The organism is Pseudomonas sp. MWU16-30323, assembly GCF_020515595.1.
In the GTDB taxonomy this organism is placed as follows: domain Bacteria; phylum Pseudomonadota; class Gammaproteobacteria; order Pseudomonadales; family Pseudomonadaceae; genus Aquipseudomonas; species Aquipseudomonas yamanorum.
The window spans coordinates 12,104-26,328 of the sequence record NZ_JAIWYM010000016.1 but is presented as its reverse complement, the minus strand read 5'-3'; the positions used below and the strand labels follow the sequence as shown (position 1 = coordinate 26,328).

11 protein-coding genes are annotated in these 14,225 nt (G+C 61.5%); 7 read left to right on the top strand and 4 right to left on the bottom strand.

Features of this window, described 5'->3' with window-relative positions; all coding sequences use genetic code 11:
- Window positions 1-181: 181 nt before the first annotated feature.
- The 5 genes from LIY45_RS18745 (at window position 182) to LIY45_RS18725 (ending at window position 6,957) form a co-directional block, all read left to right on the top strand.
- Complete coding sequence (locus LIY45_RS18745; protein ID WP_010176008.1) at window positions 182-1,126, top strand: rhodanese-related sulfurtransferase; 945 nt, start codon at window positions 182-184, stop codon at window positions 1,124-1,126.
- Between the two features lie 3 nt (window positions 1,127-1,129).
- Window positions 1,130-1,765, top strand: a complete 636-nt coding sequence (locus LIY45_RS18740) for a DsbA family protein (protein WP_026077813.1) — start codon at window positions 1,130-1,132, stop codon at window positions 1,763-1,765.
- Window positions 1,758-3,578 (top strand): ABC transporter ATP-binding protein, encoded by a 1,821-nt coding sequence (locus LIY45_RS18735; RefSeq protein ID WP_226477202.1) that lies wholly within the window; start codon window positions 1,758-1,760, stop codon window positions 3,576-3,578. Before LIY45_RS18740 ends, LIY45_RS18735 begins: the two co-directional genes overlap by 8 nt.
- Before the next feature lie 75 nt (window positions 3,579-3,653).
- Window positions 3,654-6,116, top strand: a complete 2,463-nt coding sequence (locus tag LIY45_RS18730) for an EAL domain-containing protein (RefSeq protein ID WP_226477201.1) — start codon at window positions 3,654-3,656, stop codon at window positions 6,114-6,116.
- Window positions 6,117-6,162: 46 nt separating this feature from the next.
- Window positions 6,163-6,957 (top strand): iron-containing redox enzyme family protein, encoded by a 795-nt coding sequence (locus LIY45_RS18725; protein ID WP_226477200.1) that lies wholly within the window; start codon window positions 6,163-6,165, stop codon window positions 6,955-6,957.
- Between the two features lie 36 nt (window positions 6,958-6,993).
- On the opposite strand, the gene LIY45_RS18720 is transcribed toward LIY45_RS18725, so the two are convergent.
- The 4 genes from LIY45_RS18720 to LIY45_RS18705 all read right to left on the bottom strand — a co-directional run bounded on the left by LIY45_RS18720 (window position 6,994) and on the right by LIY45_RS18705 (window position 11,629).
- Complete coding sequence (locus tag LIY45_RS18720; RefSeq protein WP_226477199.1) at window positions 6,994-7,920, bottom strand: GGDEF domain-containing protein; 927 nt, start codon at window positions 7,918-7,920, stop codon at window positions 6,994-6,996.
- Window positions 7,921-8,089: 169 nt separating this feature from the next.
- Complete coding sequence (locus LIY45_RS18715) at window positions 8,090-9,364, bottom strand: MFS transporter (protein ID WP_226477198.1); 1,275 nt, start codon at window positions 9,362-9,364, stop codon at window positions 8,090-8,092.
- 183 nt (window positions 9,365-9,547) lie between these two features.
- On the bottom strand, window positions 9,548-10,702 hold the full coding sequence (locus tag LIY45_RS18710) for an acyl-CoA dehydrogenase family protein (RefSeq protein ID WP_226477197.1): 1,155 nt from the start codon (window positions 10,700-10,702) through the stop codon (window positions 9,548-9,550).
- A gap of 69 nt (window positions 10,703-10,771) precedes the next feature.
- Entirely contained in the window at window positions 10,772-11,629 is an 858-nt protein-coding gene (locus tag LIY45_RS18705) for an IclR family transcriptional regulator (RefSeq protein ID WP_226477196.1), read from the bottom strand.
- A gap of 263 nt (window positions 11,630-11,892) precedes the next feature.
- Between LIY45_RS18705 and LIY45_RS18700 the strand changes: the two genes are divergently transcribed.
- Both LIY45_RS18700 and LIY45_RS18695 read left to right on the top strand, forming a co-directional pair.
- Window positions 11,893-12,678 (top strand): enoyl-CoA hydratase, encoded by a 786-nt coding sequence (locus LIY45_RS18700; protein ID WP_226477195.1) that lies wholly within the window; start codon window positions 11,893-11,895, stop codon window positions 12,676-12,678.
- A gap of 2 nt (window positions 12,679-12,680) precedes the next feature.
- Window positions 12,681-14,210, top strand: coding sequence for a 3-hydroxyacyl-CoA dehydrogenase (locus LIY45_RS18695; protein ID WP_226477194.1), 1,530 nt, complete (start codon window positions 12,681-12,683; stop codon window positions 14,208-14,210).
- The last annotated feature ends 15 nt before the right edge of the window (window positions 14,211-14,225 follow it).

Below are 14,225 nucleotides of genomic sequence, written 5' to 3'. Positions count from 1 at the left end.
TTGCAACTGCCTGGTTGGGGCCGCTGCGCAGCCCAGCGGGAGCAAGCTCTCTCGCCACAGTAAAGAGGCGGTCCATAATCGTCGCCATTTTTGTTAGAATCCGCAACGCGCCGCTTAGTCGGCGCGTTTTTTTTGCATCCGGTTCACCCTTTACGAGGGTAGCCACCTGGAGAGAACACCCATGACTCAACCGATTGTCGTGGCGGCACTGTATAAGTTCGTCACCCTCGAAGATTACGTCGCCCTGCGCGAGCCACTGCTGCAGGCGATGGTCGATAACGGCATCAAGGGCACCTTGCTGATCGCTGAAGAAGGCATCAACGGCACTGTTTCCGGTAGCCGCGAAGGCATTGATGGCTTGATGGCCTGGCTCAAGAACGACCCGCGCATGGACGACATCGACCACAAAGAGTCGTACTGCGACGAGCAGCCGTTCTACCGCACCAAGGTCAAGCTCAAGAAAGAGATCGTGACCCTGGGCGTGGAAGGCGTCGACCCGAACAAAAAAGTCGGCACCTACGTCAACCCGCAGGACTGGAATGCACTGATCAGCGACCCGGAAGTACTGCTGATCGATACCCGCAACGACTACGAAGTGTCCATCGGCACCTTCGAAGGCGCGATTGACCCGAAAACCACCAGCTTCCGCGAATTTCCCGACTACATCAAAGCCAACTTCGACCCGGCCAAGCACAAGAAAGTCGCCATGTTCTGCACCGGCGGCATTCGTTGCGAAAAAGCCTCGAGCTATATGCTCAGCGAGGGTTTCGACGAGGTGTACCACCTCAAGGGCGGCATCCTGAAGTACCTCGAAGAGGTGCCGCAGGAAGAAACCAAGTGGCAGGGCGACTGCTTCGTGTTCGACAATCGCGTCACCGTGCGCCACGACCTGAGCGAAGGCGACTACGATCAATGTCATGCCTGCCGCACACCCGTCAGTGTCGAAGACCGTGCATCCGAACACTATGTAGCCGGCATCAGTTGCCCGCATTGCTGGGATAAGCTTTCAGAGAAGACCCGTCGCAGCGCGATCGACCGGCAGAAGCAGATTGAACTGGCCAAGGCCCGCAATATGCCGCACCCGATTGGCTACAACTACAAGCAATCCCCATCCTCCGAGGCCTGAGCCATGTCCGCGCGCCTGCTCTATGTAATGGATCCGATGTGTTCATGGTGCTGGGGGTTCGCTCCCGTGGCCAAGGCGCTGGTTGAGCAGGCCCAGGCCGCAGGCGTGGAGCTGCACCTGGTGGTGGGCGGTCTGCGCACCGGCAGTGGCGCAGCCCTGGAGCCGACTACCCGACGCTACATACTTGAGCATTGGCAGGCCGTGACCGAAGCCACCGGCCAGCCGTTCAAGCGTGAAGGCGCATTGCCTGATGGTTTTGTCTACGACACCGAGCCGGCTTGCCGTGCCGTGGTCACGGCCCGCAGCCTGGCGCCGGATTGCGCGTGGAAACTGCTGGGCCTGATCCAGCAGGCGTTCTACGTCGAAGGGCGCGACGTAACCCGCGCCGACGTGCTGGTGGAATTGGCCGAAACCGCCGGCGTACCGCGTATCGAATTCGCCGAAGCCTTCGACCGGGCCGATCAGCACGCGGCCACCGCGGCGGATTTCACCTGGGTTCAGGATTTGGGCATCGCCGGTTTCCCGACCTTGCTGGCGGAGCGTAATGGGCAGTTGGCGCTGCTGACCAACGGCTATCAGCCGCTGTCCGAGTTGTCGCCGCTGCTGAGTCGCTGGCTGGAGCGAGCTGCCTGTGCATGATCAGCCCGATCCCATTGAACCCCCAAAGCGCGTCGACCGGCTGACCTGGGCGGAAGTCCGCCGCCTGGCCCTGCATCACAAGAAATCCCTGTGGATCGCCAATGGCGTCGCCGTGCTGGCGACCCTGTGCAGCGTGCCGATTCCGTTGCTGTTGCCGCTGCTGGTGGACGAAGTGCTGCTGGGGCATGGCGATGCGGCACTGAAAGTGATGAATCACGCGTTGCCCCTGGGTTGGCAGAAGGCCGCCGGCTATATCGGCCTGATGCTGCTGGTGACCTTGCTGTTGCGTTGCGGCGCCCTGGTGTTCAACGTATTGCAGGCGCGGTTGTTTGCGCGGCTGGCCAAGGACATTGTCTATCGGATTCGCGTACGGCTGATCGAGCGCCTCAAGCGTATTTCCCTCAGCGAATACGAAAGCCTGGGCAGCGGCACGGTGACCACGCACCTGGTCACCGACCTGGACACGGTGGACAAATTCGTCGGCGAGACCCTCAGCCGGTTCCTGGTGGCGATGCTCACGCTGGTGGGCACGTCCGGGATCCTGATGTGGATGCACTGGAAGCTGGCGCTGTTGATCCTGCTGTTCAACCCGCTGGTGATCTACGCCACCGTGCAGTTGGGCAAACGGGTCAAGCACCTGAAGAAGCTGGAAAACGACAGCACCTCGCGGTTTACCCAGGCCCTCACCGAAACCCTTGATGCGATCCAGGAAGTGCGTGCCGGCAACCGCCAGGGCTTTTTCCTTGGGCGCCTGGGCCAGCGCGCCCAGGAAGTACGGGACTTTGCCGTCAATTCCCAGTGGAAAAGCGACGCCTCCAGCCGCGCCAGTGGCTTGCTCTTCCAGTTCGGTATCGACATCTTCCGTGCGGCGGCGATGCTGACGGTGCTGTTTTCCGACCTGTCTATCGGCCAGATGCTCGCGGTGTTCAGCTACCTGTGGTTCATGATCAGTCCGGTGGAGCAGCTGTTGAACCTGCAATACGCCTACTACGCGGCGGGCGGGGCGCTGACGCGGATCAACGAACTGCTGGCCCGCGCCGACGAACCGCAGTACGCGGGCGGTGCCGATCCGTTTACCGGGCGCGAGACCGTCGGCATCGAGGTGCGCGGCCTGAACTTCGGCTATGGCGAAGAGCTGGTGCTCGACCAGTTGAACCTGAACATTGCCCCGGGTGAAAAAGTCGCGATTGTCGGCGCCAGTGGCGGCGGCAAAAGTACCCTGGTGCAACTGTTGCTCGGGCTGTATACGCCGCAGGCGGGCAGCATCCGTTTTGGTGGCTTGACCCAGCAGGAAATCGGGCTGGAGACGATTCGCGAGAATGTCTCCGTGGTGCTGCAGCATCCGGCGCTGTTCAATGATACGGTGCGCGCCAACCTGACCATGGGCCGTGAACGCAGCGACCAGGCCTGCTGGCAGGCGTTGGAAATTGCCCAGCTGGACGCGACTGTCAGGGCGCTGCCGTTAGGCCTGGACAGTGTGGTCGGGCGCTCCGGCGTACGCTTCTCCGGCGGGCAGCGGCAGCGCCTGGCCATTGCACGGATGGTGCTGGCGGAGCCAAAAGTGGTAATACTCGACGAAGCCACCTCGGCCCTGGATGCGGCAACCGAATACAACCTGCACCAGGCGCTGGCGCGGTTTCTCAGTGGCCGTACCACCTTGATCATCGCCCACAGGCTGTCGGCGGTGAAACAGGCGGATCGGGTATTGGTGTTTGATGGTGGGCATATTGCCGAAGATGGCGACCATCAGCAGTTGATTGCTGACGGTGGCCTGTACGCCAAACTTTACGGACACTTGCAACAAGTGCGGTGATTTAGCCTACGCTGAGCTATCAGGAGCGGTTTTCACTCGCGTGCGTATTTTAGTTGTGCATGTGCAAGGGACCTCATGAAGCAAAAGCAGACTCTCGGAACCCCTCGGTTATTGGGCATTGTGTGGCCTTTTATCGCCGTCGTACTGTTCCAGGCATTGTTAGGCTGCGTCAGTCTCTACGTGCTCTCGGCGGTGCGCGGTTATGTGGCGGGCGAGAGCCTGTGGTCCAAGGGCCAGAAAGACGCGATCTTCTACCTGACGCTGTACGCCGACAACCGCGACGAAGCCACCTTCCTCAAATACCAGAACGCGATTGCCGTGCCTCAGGGCGGGCATGAACTGCGGGTGGCCCTCGACCGCCCGACCCCGGACCTGACCGCCGCGCGCGCGGGTATCCTCAAGGGCGGCAACCACCGCGACGACGTTTCCAGCCTGATCTGGCTGTACCTCAACTTTCGCCATTTCAGTTATCTGGAAAAAGCCATCGAGCTGTGGACCGTGGGCGATGCCTACCTGGTGCAACTGGACGACCTGGCCCAGGAGATGCACCGGGCGATCCTTGTCAATCAGGTCAGCAGCAGCGACGTGCGCAGCTGGAAGGAGCGGATTTTCGCCATCAACGACGGGGTAACGCCAGCCGCCAAAGCCTTCAGCGATGCGCTGGGCGAAGGCTCTAGGGTGATTCTGCGCCTGCTGCTGGTGACCAACCTGGCCACGGCGCTGGGCTTGATCGTGCTGGCGCTGTTGCGCACCCACAAGCTGCTGGCCCAGCGTCACGCGTTTGCCGACGCGCTTCAGTTAGAGAAGGAGCGGGCGCAGATTACCCTGGAGTCGATTGGCGACGGGGTGATCACCACTGATGTCGAAGGTGCCATTGCCTATATGAACCCGGCCGCCGAAGCCCTGACCCACTGGAAAGGTGCCCAGGCCCAGGGGTTGCCGCTGGCAGCGCTGTTCAACCTGCTGGATGAAAATGCCCAGGCCGACGGTTTTACCTTGATCGAGCGCATATTGAGCGGCCAGCTTGGTGGGGGCAGCGAGCATTCCAAGCTGATCCAGCGCGTGGACGGCACCACCGTGTCCGTCACCCTGGTGGGGGCGCCGATCCGCAATGCCGGCAAAGTCGTCGGCGCGGTACTGGTGCTGCACGACATGACCCAGGAGCGTCAGTACATCGCCAACCTGTCCTGGCAGGCGACCCACGACGCCTTGACCGGCCTGGCCAACCGGCGCGAGTTTGAGTTCCGCCTGGAGCAGGTGCTGCACAACGTCGGGCGCCAGCAAAGCGGGCGCCATGCCTTGATGTTTCTCGACCTGGACCAGTTCAAGCTGGTTAACGACACCTGTGGGCATGCCGCGGGGGACGAGCTGCTGCGGCATATCTGCGCGCTGCTGCAATCGGACCTGCGCGAAGGCGACACCCTGGCCCGTCTGGGGGGCGATGAGTTCGGTATCCTGTTGGAGAATTGCCCGGCGCCGGTGGCGGAAAAAATCGCCGAGAGCCTGCGCCATACCGTGCAGAGCCTGCATTTTGTGTGGAAGGGCAGGCCGTTTGTCACCACCGTGAGTATCGGCCTGGTGCACATCACGCAAGCCCCCACCACCCTTGAAACCTCGCTGCGGGCCGCCGACATGGCGTGCTACATGGCCAAGGAAAAGGGCCGCAACCGGGTGCAGGTGTATCACGCCGATGACTCGGAATTGTCCCTGCGCTTTGGCGAGATGGCCTGGGTGCAGCGCTTGCATATGGCCCTGGAAGAGAACCGCTTTTGCCTGTACGCCCAGGAAATCGCGCCCCTCGGGCATACCGAGCAGGGCGACGGGCATATCGAAATCCTGCTGCGCCTGCATGACGAGGCGGGGCGGATCATCCTGCCGGACAGTTTTATCCCGGCGGCCGAGCGTTACGGGTTGATGACCTCCCTGGACCGCTGGGTGGTGGAGAACGTATTCAAGATCGTCGCGGGCTGCATGCGTGAGCGCCCGGGCCGGCCCATGGCCATGTGTGCGATCAATCTGTCAGGCATTACCATCGGCGACGAGGACTTTCTCGGCTTCCTGCGTGAGCAATTCAGCGCCTATGGCATTCCGCCAGAAATGATTTGTTTTGAAATTACAGAAACCAGCGCTATCGCGAATTTGGGTAGTGCAATTCGTTTTATCAACGAGCTCAAAGAGTTAGGGTGCTATTTCTCCCTCGATGACTTCTGCGCCGGGATGTCCTCGTTCGCATATCTTAAACATTTACCTGTAGACTTCTTGAAGATCGATGGAAGTTTCGTAAAGGATATGCTGGACGACCCGATTAACCGCGCTATGGTCGAAGTGATCAATCATATCGGTCATGTCATGGGTAAGCGCACAATTGCCGAATTTGTCGAGACACCCCAGATCGAACAAGCCTTGCTTGAGATCGGGGTCGACTATGCTCAGGGATACCTGATCGAGCGACCGCAGTTGTTTACCTTTGATAGTTTGCAGTGTCGACCTGTGCGACCGCAGCCTCTGTTATTCAAGGCGCCTGGCACGTTCCGATGAAACATTTGCTGGTCTGTACATATCACAAATCAAAAGGAGCCCGACAGTGATCGACACATTCAACAGAACCGGCCCGCTTATGGAAGCCTCCAGTTACCCCGCCTGGGCACAACAGCTGATCCAGGCCTGTAGCGAGAGCAAGCGCCGCGTTGTCGAGCACGAACTGTACCAGCGCATGCGCGATAACAAGCTCAGCGCCAAGACCATGCGTCACTACCTGATTGGTGGCTGGCCAGTGGTTGAACAGTTTGCGTTGTACATGGCGCAGAACCTCACCAAGACCAAATTTGCCCGCCATCCTGGGGAGGACATGGCGCGCCGCTGGCTGATGCGCAATATTCGCGTGGAACTCAACCACGCCGATTATTGGGTGCATTGGGCCCGTGCCCATGGCGTCAGCCTGGAGGAATTGCAGGCACAGGAAGTGCCGCCGGAGCTGCATGCCCTCAGCCATTGGTGCTGGCACACCAGCTCGGCCGATTCGCTGATTGTCGCGATTGCCGCCACCAACTACGCCATCGAGGGGGCCACTGGGGAGTGGTCCGCCGTGGTGTGTTCCACCGGCGTCTATGCCGCGGCTTTCCCTGAGGAAGACCGCAAGCGCGCCATGAAGTGGCTGAAGATGCACGCCCAGTACGATGATGCGCACCCTTGGGAGGCGCTGGAAATCATCTGCACCCTGGCCGGCATGAACCCGACCAAGGAACTGCAGGTAGAGCTGCGTCAGGCGGTGTGCAAGAGCTACGACTACATGTACCTGTTCCTGGAACGCTGCATGCAGTTGGAAAAGTCGGCGGCCACCCCCCGTAAACAACCCACCCTGGTTGCCAGCGAAGCCTGAACCCTGTGATGGCGGGGCCGCTGTGAAGTAAAGCGGTTACCCCGCCATTGCCAGGCGGTTGCGGCCTTCGCGCTTGGCCACATACAAGGCGTTGTCCGCCCGGCGCAATACGCTCTCGGCGGACTCTCCGGCCAGCAAGGTCGAGCAACCCAGGCTCACGGTCAATTCGATACGTTCATCGTCCGCCCAGTAATCCTGAGCCTGTGCCGCATGGCGCAGGCGCTCACCGACCATCGACGCCGCATCCCGGCCGGTGTTGGACAGCAGGATCAGAAACTCTTCCCCGCCAAACCGAAACACCATGTCCACATTGCGCAACTGGCTCTTGATCGAGGCAGCAACGGCCTTGAGCACCTTGTCGCCCGTGGCATGGCCGTGGGTGTCGTTGATGTGTTTGAAGTGGTCGATGTCCAGCATCAGCAAGGACAGCGGCTGCAGGTGTCGGCGGGCCATGTCGATTTCCCGCTGCAGGGTCTGGTCCATGGCGATGCGGTTACCGGTTTCCGTCAGCGGATCGCGCAGGGCGCTGCGGGTCGCCGCCCGGTAGAGCAGGGCGTTGCGCATCGGGTAGAGCAGGGTGGCCAGCAGTGATTCCAGGTTGGCCAACTCGTCTTCCATGAAGTGTTGGTTGCGCCGAAACACCAGTTCGCCGAGGTGCTCGCCTTCGTGGCTGAGGGCGTAGCTCACCGAATGATGGCCGCGGTGGCCGTACTCCAGGCGCAGGTCGCTGGCTTCGTGACGGTATTGCAGGGCGTCCAGCGGCACCAGGCGTTGGATCTCGCGGAAGAACAGCGCAAGGATGTGCTCCGGCTCCAGGCTGGTTTGCAATTGCATGCCCAGTTGCTGGCGAAGTTGCTCAACCGTGGCGGGGCGTCGTGTAAGAAGGGACGGCTGACCAAAGCCCAGGCGTTGCAATTTGGCACTGTCGAAGTCAATTGCGTTGGTCTGGGTCGGTGTTTTCATAAGTGTATGAGCCCCTAAGCACAAAACTGTCTTACAGGCTGGGTGAGAGCGTCGTACTGTTCCTTCAGTTCCGTAGGACTGACGTATAGTCTAGCCCGGTTTGCCCCAGGGTATAACTGCCGCACGTCTTATAGCCGGGACCGCGTCGCCACGGGCCCCGGCGTGGGGCTTATTGTTTTTGCGGGTCAAACTGCTTGTCGCGGATAAACAGCGCCGGGATCACCCCGCAGATAAAGTACGCGCCACCCATCACCAGGAATCCGACGCCGATCGAGCCATGGGACGCCAGGAAGCCAATGGCTGCGGGTGCCACCGCTGCGCCAATTCGGCCAATGTTGTAGGCCCCGCCCACTGCCGAGCCGCGAAATTTCGCCTCGAAACTTTCGGTCATGTAGGTCGCATTCACGCCGTAGGGAATGCCGTACAGGAAACCGAACACAATCAGCATCCACAGGATGTTATCCGGGCTCTGGAACAGCACGATCACCGGCAGGAAAATCGCTGTGCCCAGCGCGCCAACGGCGAACACCAGGCGTCGGCCCAGGCGGTCTGCCGCGAGCCCGGCGAGGATCTTGCCGAAAATCATCGCCGCGTAGGTACCGACCATGTAGCTGGTCATGGACTTGAAGTTCATCCCCAGCTCGCCTTCCAGGTACGACGGCATCCAGTTATTGACGCCGTAGTAGCCAAACTGCAGGAAGCCTGCGGTCAGCGCCCAGAGGATAAACATGCGGCTGGCTTTCGGGTCGCTGAAGATCAGTTTGAACATGCCGTCGGGTTTCTTCGCCGAGATGCGCTTGATGCCTTCGGCCTTTTCCCGGGCGCGTTCGGCCTGGGCCTTGATCCAGGCTTGGGGCTCCGGCACCAGGCGCTGCATCAGCACGGCGAGGATCACCGGGATGATTGCCACATAGAACAACCAGCGCCAGCCGTGGTTCGGCAGGATCCAGCCGGCGAGCAAGGTGGCGACGATGTAGCCCACCGACCAGCCGGCCTGCAGGGTGCCGAGCACGGTGGTGCGATAGCGGGTCGGCACGTACTCGGCCATCAGCGTATTGCACGCCACATACAGTGCGCCCAACCCGAGGGAGGCGAAGAAACGCGTGCTCGCAAACTGCCAATAGCTGTGGGTCATGCCCAGGATCGCCGTGCCGGCGGAGAACAGCACGATGCTCCAGACCACGGTCTTCACCCGGCCAAAACGGTCACAGGCCCACCCCCCGTAAATCCCGCCGATGGCCATCCCGGCCAGGGTGAAACTGCCCAGGCTGCCGGCTTCGACGCTGGTCAGGCCGAACTCGGCCTTGAGGCTGCTGAGGCTGTAGGACAGCAGCATCAAGTCGGCACCGTCGATCAGCAGGCCGAGGAAGCAGAAGATGAAAACAATGATCCACAGGTTGTTTTTCGCGGGCGACAACGCACCCGCCGAAGCGGCGACTTCCATAGCGATACCTTGTTGTAGTTGTTAGGGCACAAGTTATGGGTGTTGCGGTAATACGGTTGGAACACGGTCACTGTGGGAGCTGGCTTGCCTGCGATAGCATCGCTGCGGTGTTACTGCCAGACCGAGTTGTCTGCATCGCAGGCAAGCCAGCTCCCACATGGGTTCTGTGTTGTTCCTGGAGGTTTAGTGCTTGGCCTCGCGAATCATGTTGCGGGCGATCACCAATTGCTGGATCTGCGTGGTGCCTTCATACAGCCGGAACAAGCGCACATCGCGATAGAACCGCTCGATGGCGTACTCGCTCACATACCCGGCACCGCCGTGAATCTGCACGCAACGGTCGGCCACCCGGCCGCACATTTCCGTGGCGAACATCTTCGAGCAGGACGCTTCGGTGCTGATGTTCTGGCCTTCATCACGCTTGCGCGCAGCGTCCACCACCATGCAGCGGGCGGCGTAGATTTCGGCCTTGCTGTCGGCGAGCATCGCCTGGATCAGCTGGAACTCGGCAATCGGCTGGCCGAACTGTTTGCGTTCCAGGGCGTAGTTCAGTGCATCGTTGAGCATGCGTTCGGCGGCTGCGACGCTGACGGCGGCAATGTGCAGGCGCCCCTTATCGAGCACCTTCATCGCGGTCTTGAACCCCACGCCTTCGACGCCGCCGATCAACTGGTCGGCCGGCACGCGCACGTTGTCGAAAATCACGTCGCAGGTGTGGGCGCCTTTCTGGCCCATCTTGTGGTCACGCTTGCCCAGGGACAGGCCTGGCGTGTTGCGCTCGACGATAAACGCACTGATGCCGCCCGAGCCCTTGATGTCCGGGTTGGTACGGGCCATCACCGTGTAGATCCCGGCGTGGGGGGCGTTGGTGATAAAGCGCTTGGTGCCGTTGATGAGGTAGTGGTCACCGTCGCGCACCGCCGTGGTTTTCAGCGAGGCGGCGTCGGAGCCGGAGTCCGGTTCGGTCAGGCAGAACGAGCTGAGCAACTCGCCGCTGGCCAGTTTCGGCAGGTAGTGCTGCTTCTGCGCCTCGGTGCCGTCCAGCAGGATGCCGATGGAGCCGATGCCGTTGTTGGTGCCGAAGTAGGAGCGGAATGCCGGAGAGGTGCGCCCCAGTTCAAAGGCCACGTTCACCTCTTCTTCCATGGTCAGCCCGAGGCCGCCGTAGGCTTCGGGCAGGGTCAGGCCGAACAGGCCCAACTCGCGGAACTGGCTGACGATATCCGCCGGGACGTCATCGGTCTCGGCCAGTTCGTTTTCCCGTGGGATCAGCGCTTCGTTGACGAACTGCTGGAGGGTTTCCAGCAACAGATGAAGCGTTTCGGGGTCTCGGATCATGTGCATTCCTCAGCGGCCCGTTCGGCGGGCCTGTTGTCGTCAATCTGCCGAGGCCTTGCACCGATCTGTCTAGCGGGCGGCGGCCTCGATGTTGTTCACCATGTGCTTGAGACGGGGCCCGATGTCGTCCTCGAGTTTCTCCCGGGAAAGGTGAAAACTCGGTCCGCCACAGTTGAACGTCAGCAGTCCATGTTGTGCATGCAGCAGCGGTACGGCGATGGCGTTTACATCGCGGTGCCACTCACCGATCGACATGCAGTAGCCGAAATCGGTGTAATCCCGGAAGGCCCGTTCCAGGCCCTTCCTGATGCCCGGCCAGTCCTCCAGGTGACGCTGGCGGATATGGTCGAGGATAAATTCCCGCTCGTTTTCCGGCATCGCTGCCAGGCAGGCGCGGCCTGCGGAACTCAAGTGCAACGGCAACCGTGTACCGACCTGGCGGCGCATGGTCATGTTGGCTTCGCCCTGGACCACGTCCAGGTACACCATGTCCAAACGGTCGCGGGTCGCCATGGCCACCGCGGCCTGGGCGTACTTGGCCATCGTCTCCATCAGCGGATGGGCCACAGCCCGCACCGATAGGTTCGACAGCATCGCGTAACCGAACGCCATCACCCCTACATCCAGCTGATACCGGCCCGACTGCGGCAGGTGCTTGAGATAGCCCAAGCGGGTCAGCGTATGGGTCATCCGTGTAATCGTCGGCTTTGGCAGCCCGGTCTTGCGCGCCAGCTCCTGGTTACCCAGCACGCTTTCGCTGGGGGTGAAGCAGCGCAGCAATTCCAGGCCTCGGGCCAGGGCGGTGACGAACTGGCGGTCCTTGTCTTCCTCCTCGTCGGCATTCATCGGATCGATCAGCAAGTGCTCGAACCCGTGGTTGCCGGCAGGTGTTTCGGGTGTGTTCGGGTCCAGGTTTCGACGGCGCATGTTAGTCCCCCTTTTTTTAGAAAATCAACAAAACAAAATTGTATTCCGCACAGCGAAACTAAGCAACTCGGCGCTTGATTGTCTTTTTGTTTAATAAAACCCGTCTAAACAACGAGTTATAGCCCGATTTACGGGTGGATCAGGTTTTTACGTTTACATCGCGATGAGTCGGTCCTTATGATTATCGCTAAATACGGAATGTTGTTTCGCATAGCGAAACTATCGATATCCGAACTAACAAGAACATTGCAGCAGGAGAACTTGTGGCCAGCCTCGACCCACCCGTAGTGCACCTCGACGTCCAGGACAATGGCGTCGCCGTGGTACGCATCCACCGTCCCGACGTGAAAAACGCCTTGAACGCCCAGGTTCGCGAAGCACTGGCCGAGCATTTTCGTGCCCTGGCCAAGCGTCGTGATGTGCGCGCCATCGTGCTCACCGGCGGCGATCAGTTCTTCGTCGCCGGTGCCGACATCAAGGAATTCGCCAGCGCCACGCCGATCGAGATGTACCGCCGGCACACCGAGTATTTGTGGGAAGCCATCAGCCGCTGCCCGAAGCCGGTGATCGCTGCGGTGAACGGTTTTGCCCTGGGGGGCGGTTGTGAGCTGGCCATGCATTGCGACCTGATCGTCGCCGGAGAGTCGGCGCGGTTCGCTCAACCCGAGGTCAAGTTGGGCCTGATGCCGGGCGCCGGTGGCACCCAGCGCCTGGTACGCGCCGTGGGCAAGTTCCAGGCCATGCGCATCGCGTTGACCGGCTGCATGGTCAAGGCGCCGGAAGCCCTCGCCATGGGCATGCTCAGCGAAGTGGTGGCGGATGACCAGACTATCCCTCGCGCCCTGGAACTGGCCGCGCAGATCGCTGCGTTGCCGCCGCTGGCGGTGGAGCAGATCAAGGAAGTGATGCTCGCTGGCGCCGACCTGCCGCTGGAAAGTGCGCTGGTGCTGGAGCGCAAGGCCTTTCAACTGCTGTTCGATTCGGCAGACCAGAAGGAGGGCGCCGCGGCGTTCTTCGAAAAACGCACCGCGAACTACCTGGGGGAATGACGATGACGGATTCAATCAAGATCATGGGCCTGGTAGGCACCGGCGTGATGGGCGCCGGAATCGCACAGATTGCCGCCCAGGCGGGCGTGTTGGTGCACTTGTTCGATGCCCGCGATGGCGCCGCGCAAACCGCTCGGGACAACCTCGGCGCGACGCTTTCAAAGCTGGCCGCCAAGGGCAAGATCACCCAGGCGGCGATGGACGCCGCGTTGGAGAACCTGCACGTCGCCGCCACGGTTGAGGCGCTGCACGACTGCGACCTGGTGGTGGAGGCGATCGTCGAAAACCTCGACGCCAAGCGCGGCCTGTTGCAGCAACTGGAAGGCGTGGTCAGCGCGGGTTGCATCCTCGCCACCAACACCTCGTCGCTGTCGGTCACGGCCATCGCCACCGGCTGCCAACACCCTGAGCGGGTGGCCGGTCTGCACTTCTTCAACCCGGTGCCGTTGATGCGCGTCGTCGAAGTGATCGACGGCCTGGCCACTGCGCCGAAGGTCGGTGACGACCTGCTGGCCTTCGTGGCCCGCACCGGCCATCGCGGTGTGCGTGCCAAGGACACCCCGGGCTTTATCGTCAACCACGCTGGCCGTGCCTACGGTACCGAAGCCTTGAAAATGCTCGATGAAGGCATTGCCGAGCGCGGCGATATCGACCGTATCCTGCGTGAAGGTGCAGGCTTTCCCATGGGGCCGCTGGAATTGCTCGACCTCACCGGGCTCGACGTTTCCCACCCGGTGATGGAGTCGATCTACAACCAGTTCTATCAAGAAGCGCGCTACAAACCGTCGCCCCTGACCCGCCAGATGCTGGTGGGCGGACGCCTGGGACGCAAGAGCGGGCAGGGCTTCTACCGTTATGAAAATGGCCAGGTGGTCGACGGCCCGCAGTCGCAGCCGGTGCCTTCAGTGAAGCCGTTGCCGCCGGTATGGATCGCCACCGAAGACGCCGACGACTACGAGCGCCTGAGCGCCTTGGTGATCGAGTTGGGCGCGCACCTTGAAAGCGCGGCGCAACCTTCGCCTGAAGCGTTGTGCCTGCTGGCGCCTTACGGCCTCGATGCCACATCGGCCAGCGAACGCTTCCACACCGACCCGGCGCGCACCCTGTGCATCGACCTGCTGACCGACCTGTCACGCCATCGCACCCTGATGCAAAACCCGCTGACCTCCACCGCCACCCGCGACGCCGCCCACGCGCTGCTCGCCAGTGACGGGGTGGGCGTGACAGTGATCAGCGACAGCTTCGGCTTCGTCGCCCAGCGCACCTTGGCGATGGTGGTCAACCTGGCCTGCGATATCGCCCAGCAACGCATCGCCAGCGTCGACGACATCGACCAGGCCGTACACCTCGGCCTGGGTTACCCGCAGGGGCCGCTGGCGTGGGGCGATGCCCTCGGGCCCCGGCGCATCCTCACGATTTTGCAGCGCATGAGCGAACTCACCCACGACCCACGTTATCGCCCCAGCCCCTGGCTGCGGCGGCGTGCCGTGCTGGGGATTTCCCTGCGTCATGAAGAGCCGGCAGTCGGCTGATTTCGACTCATCACA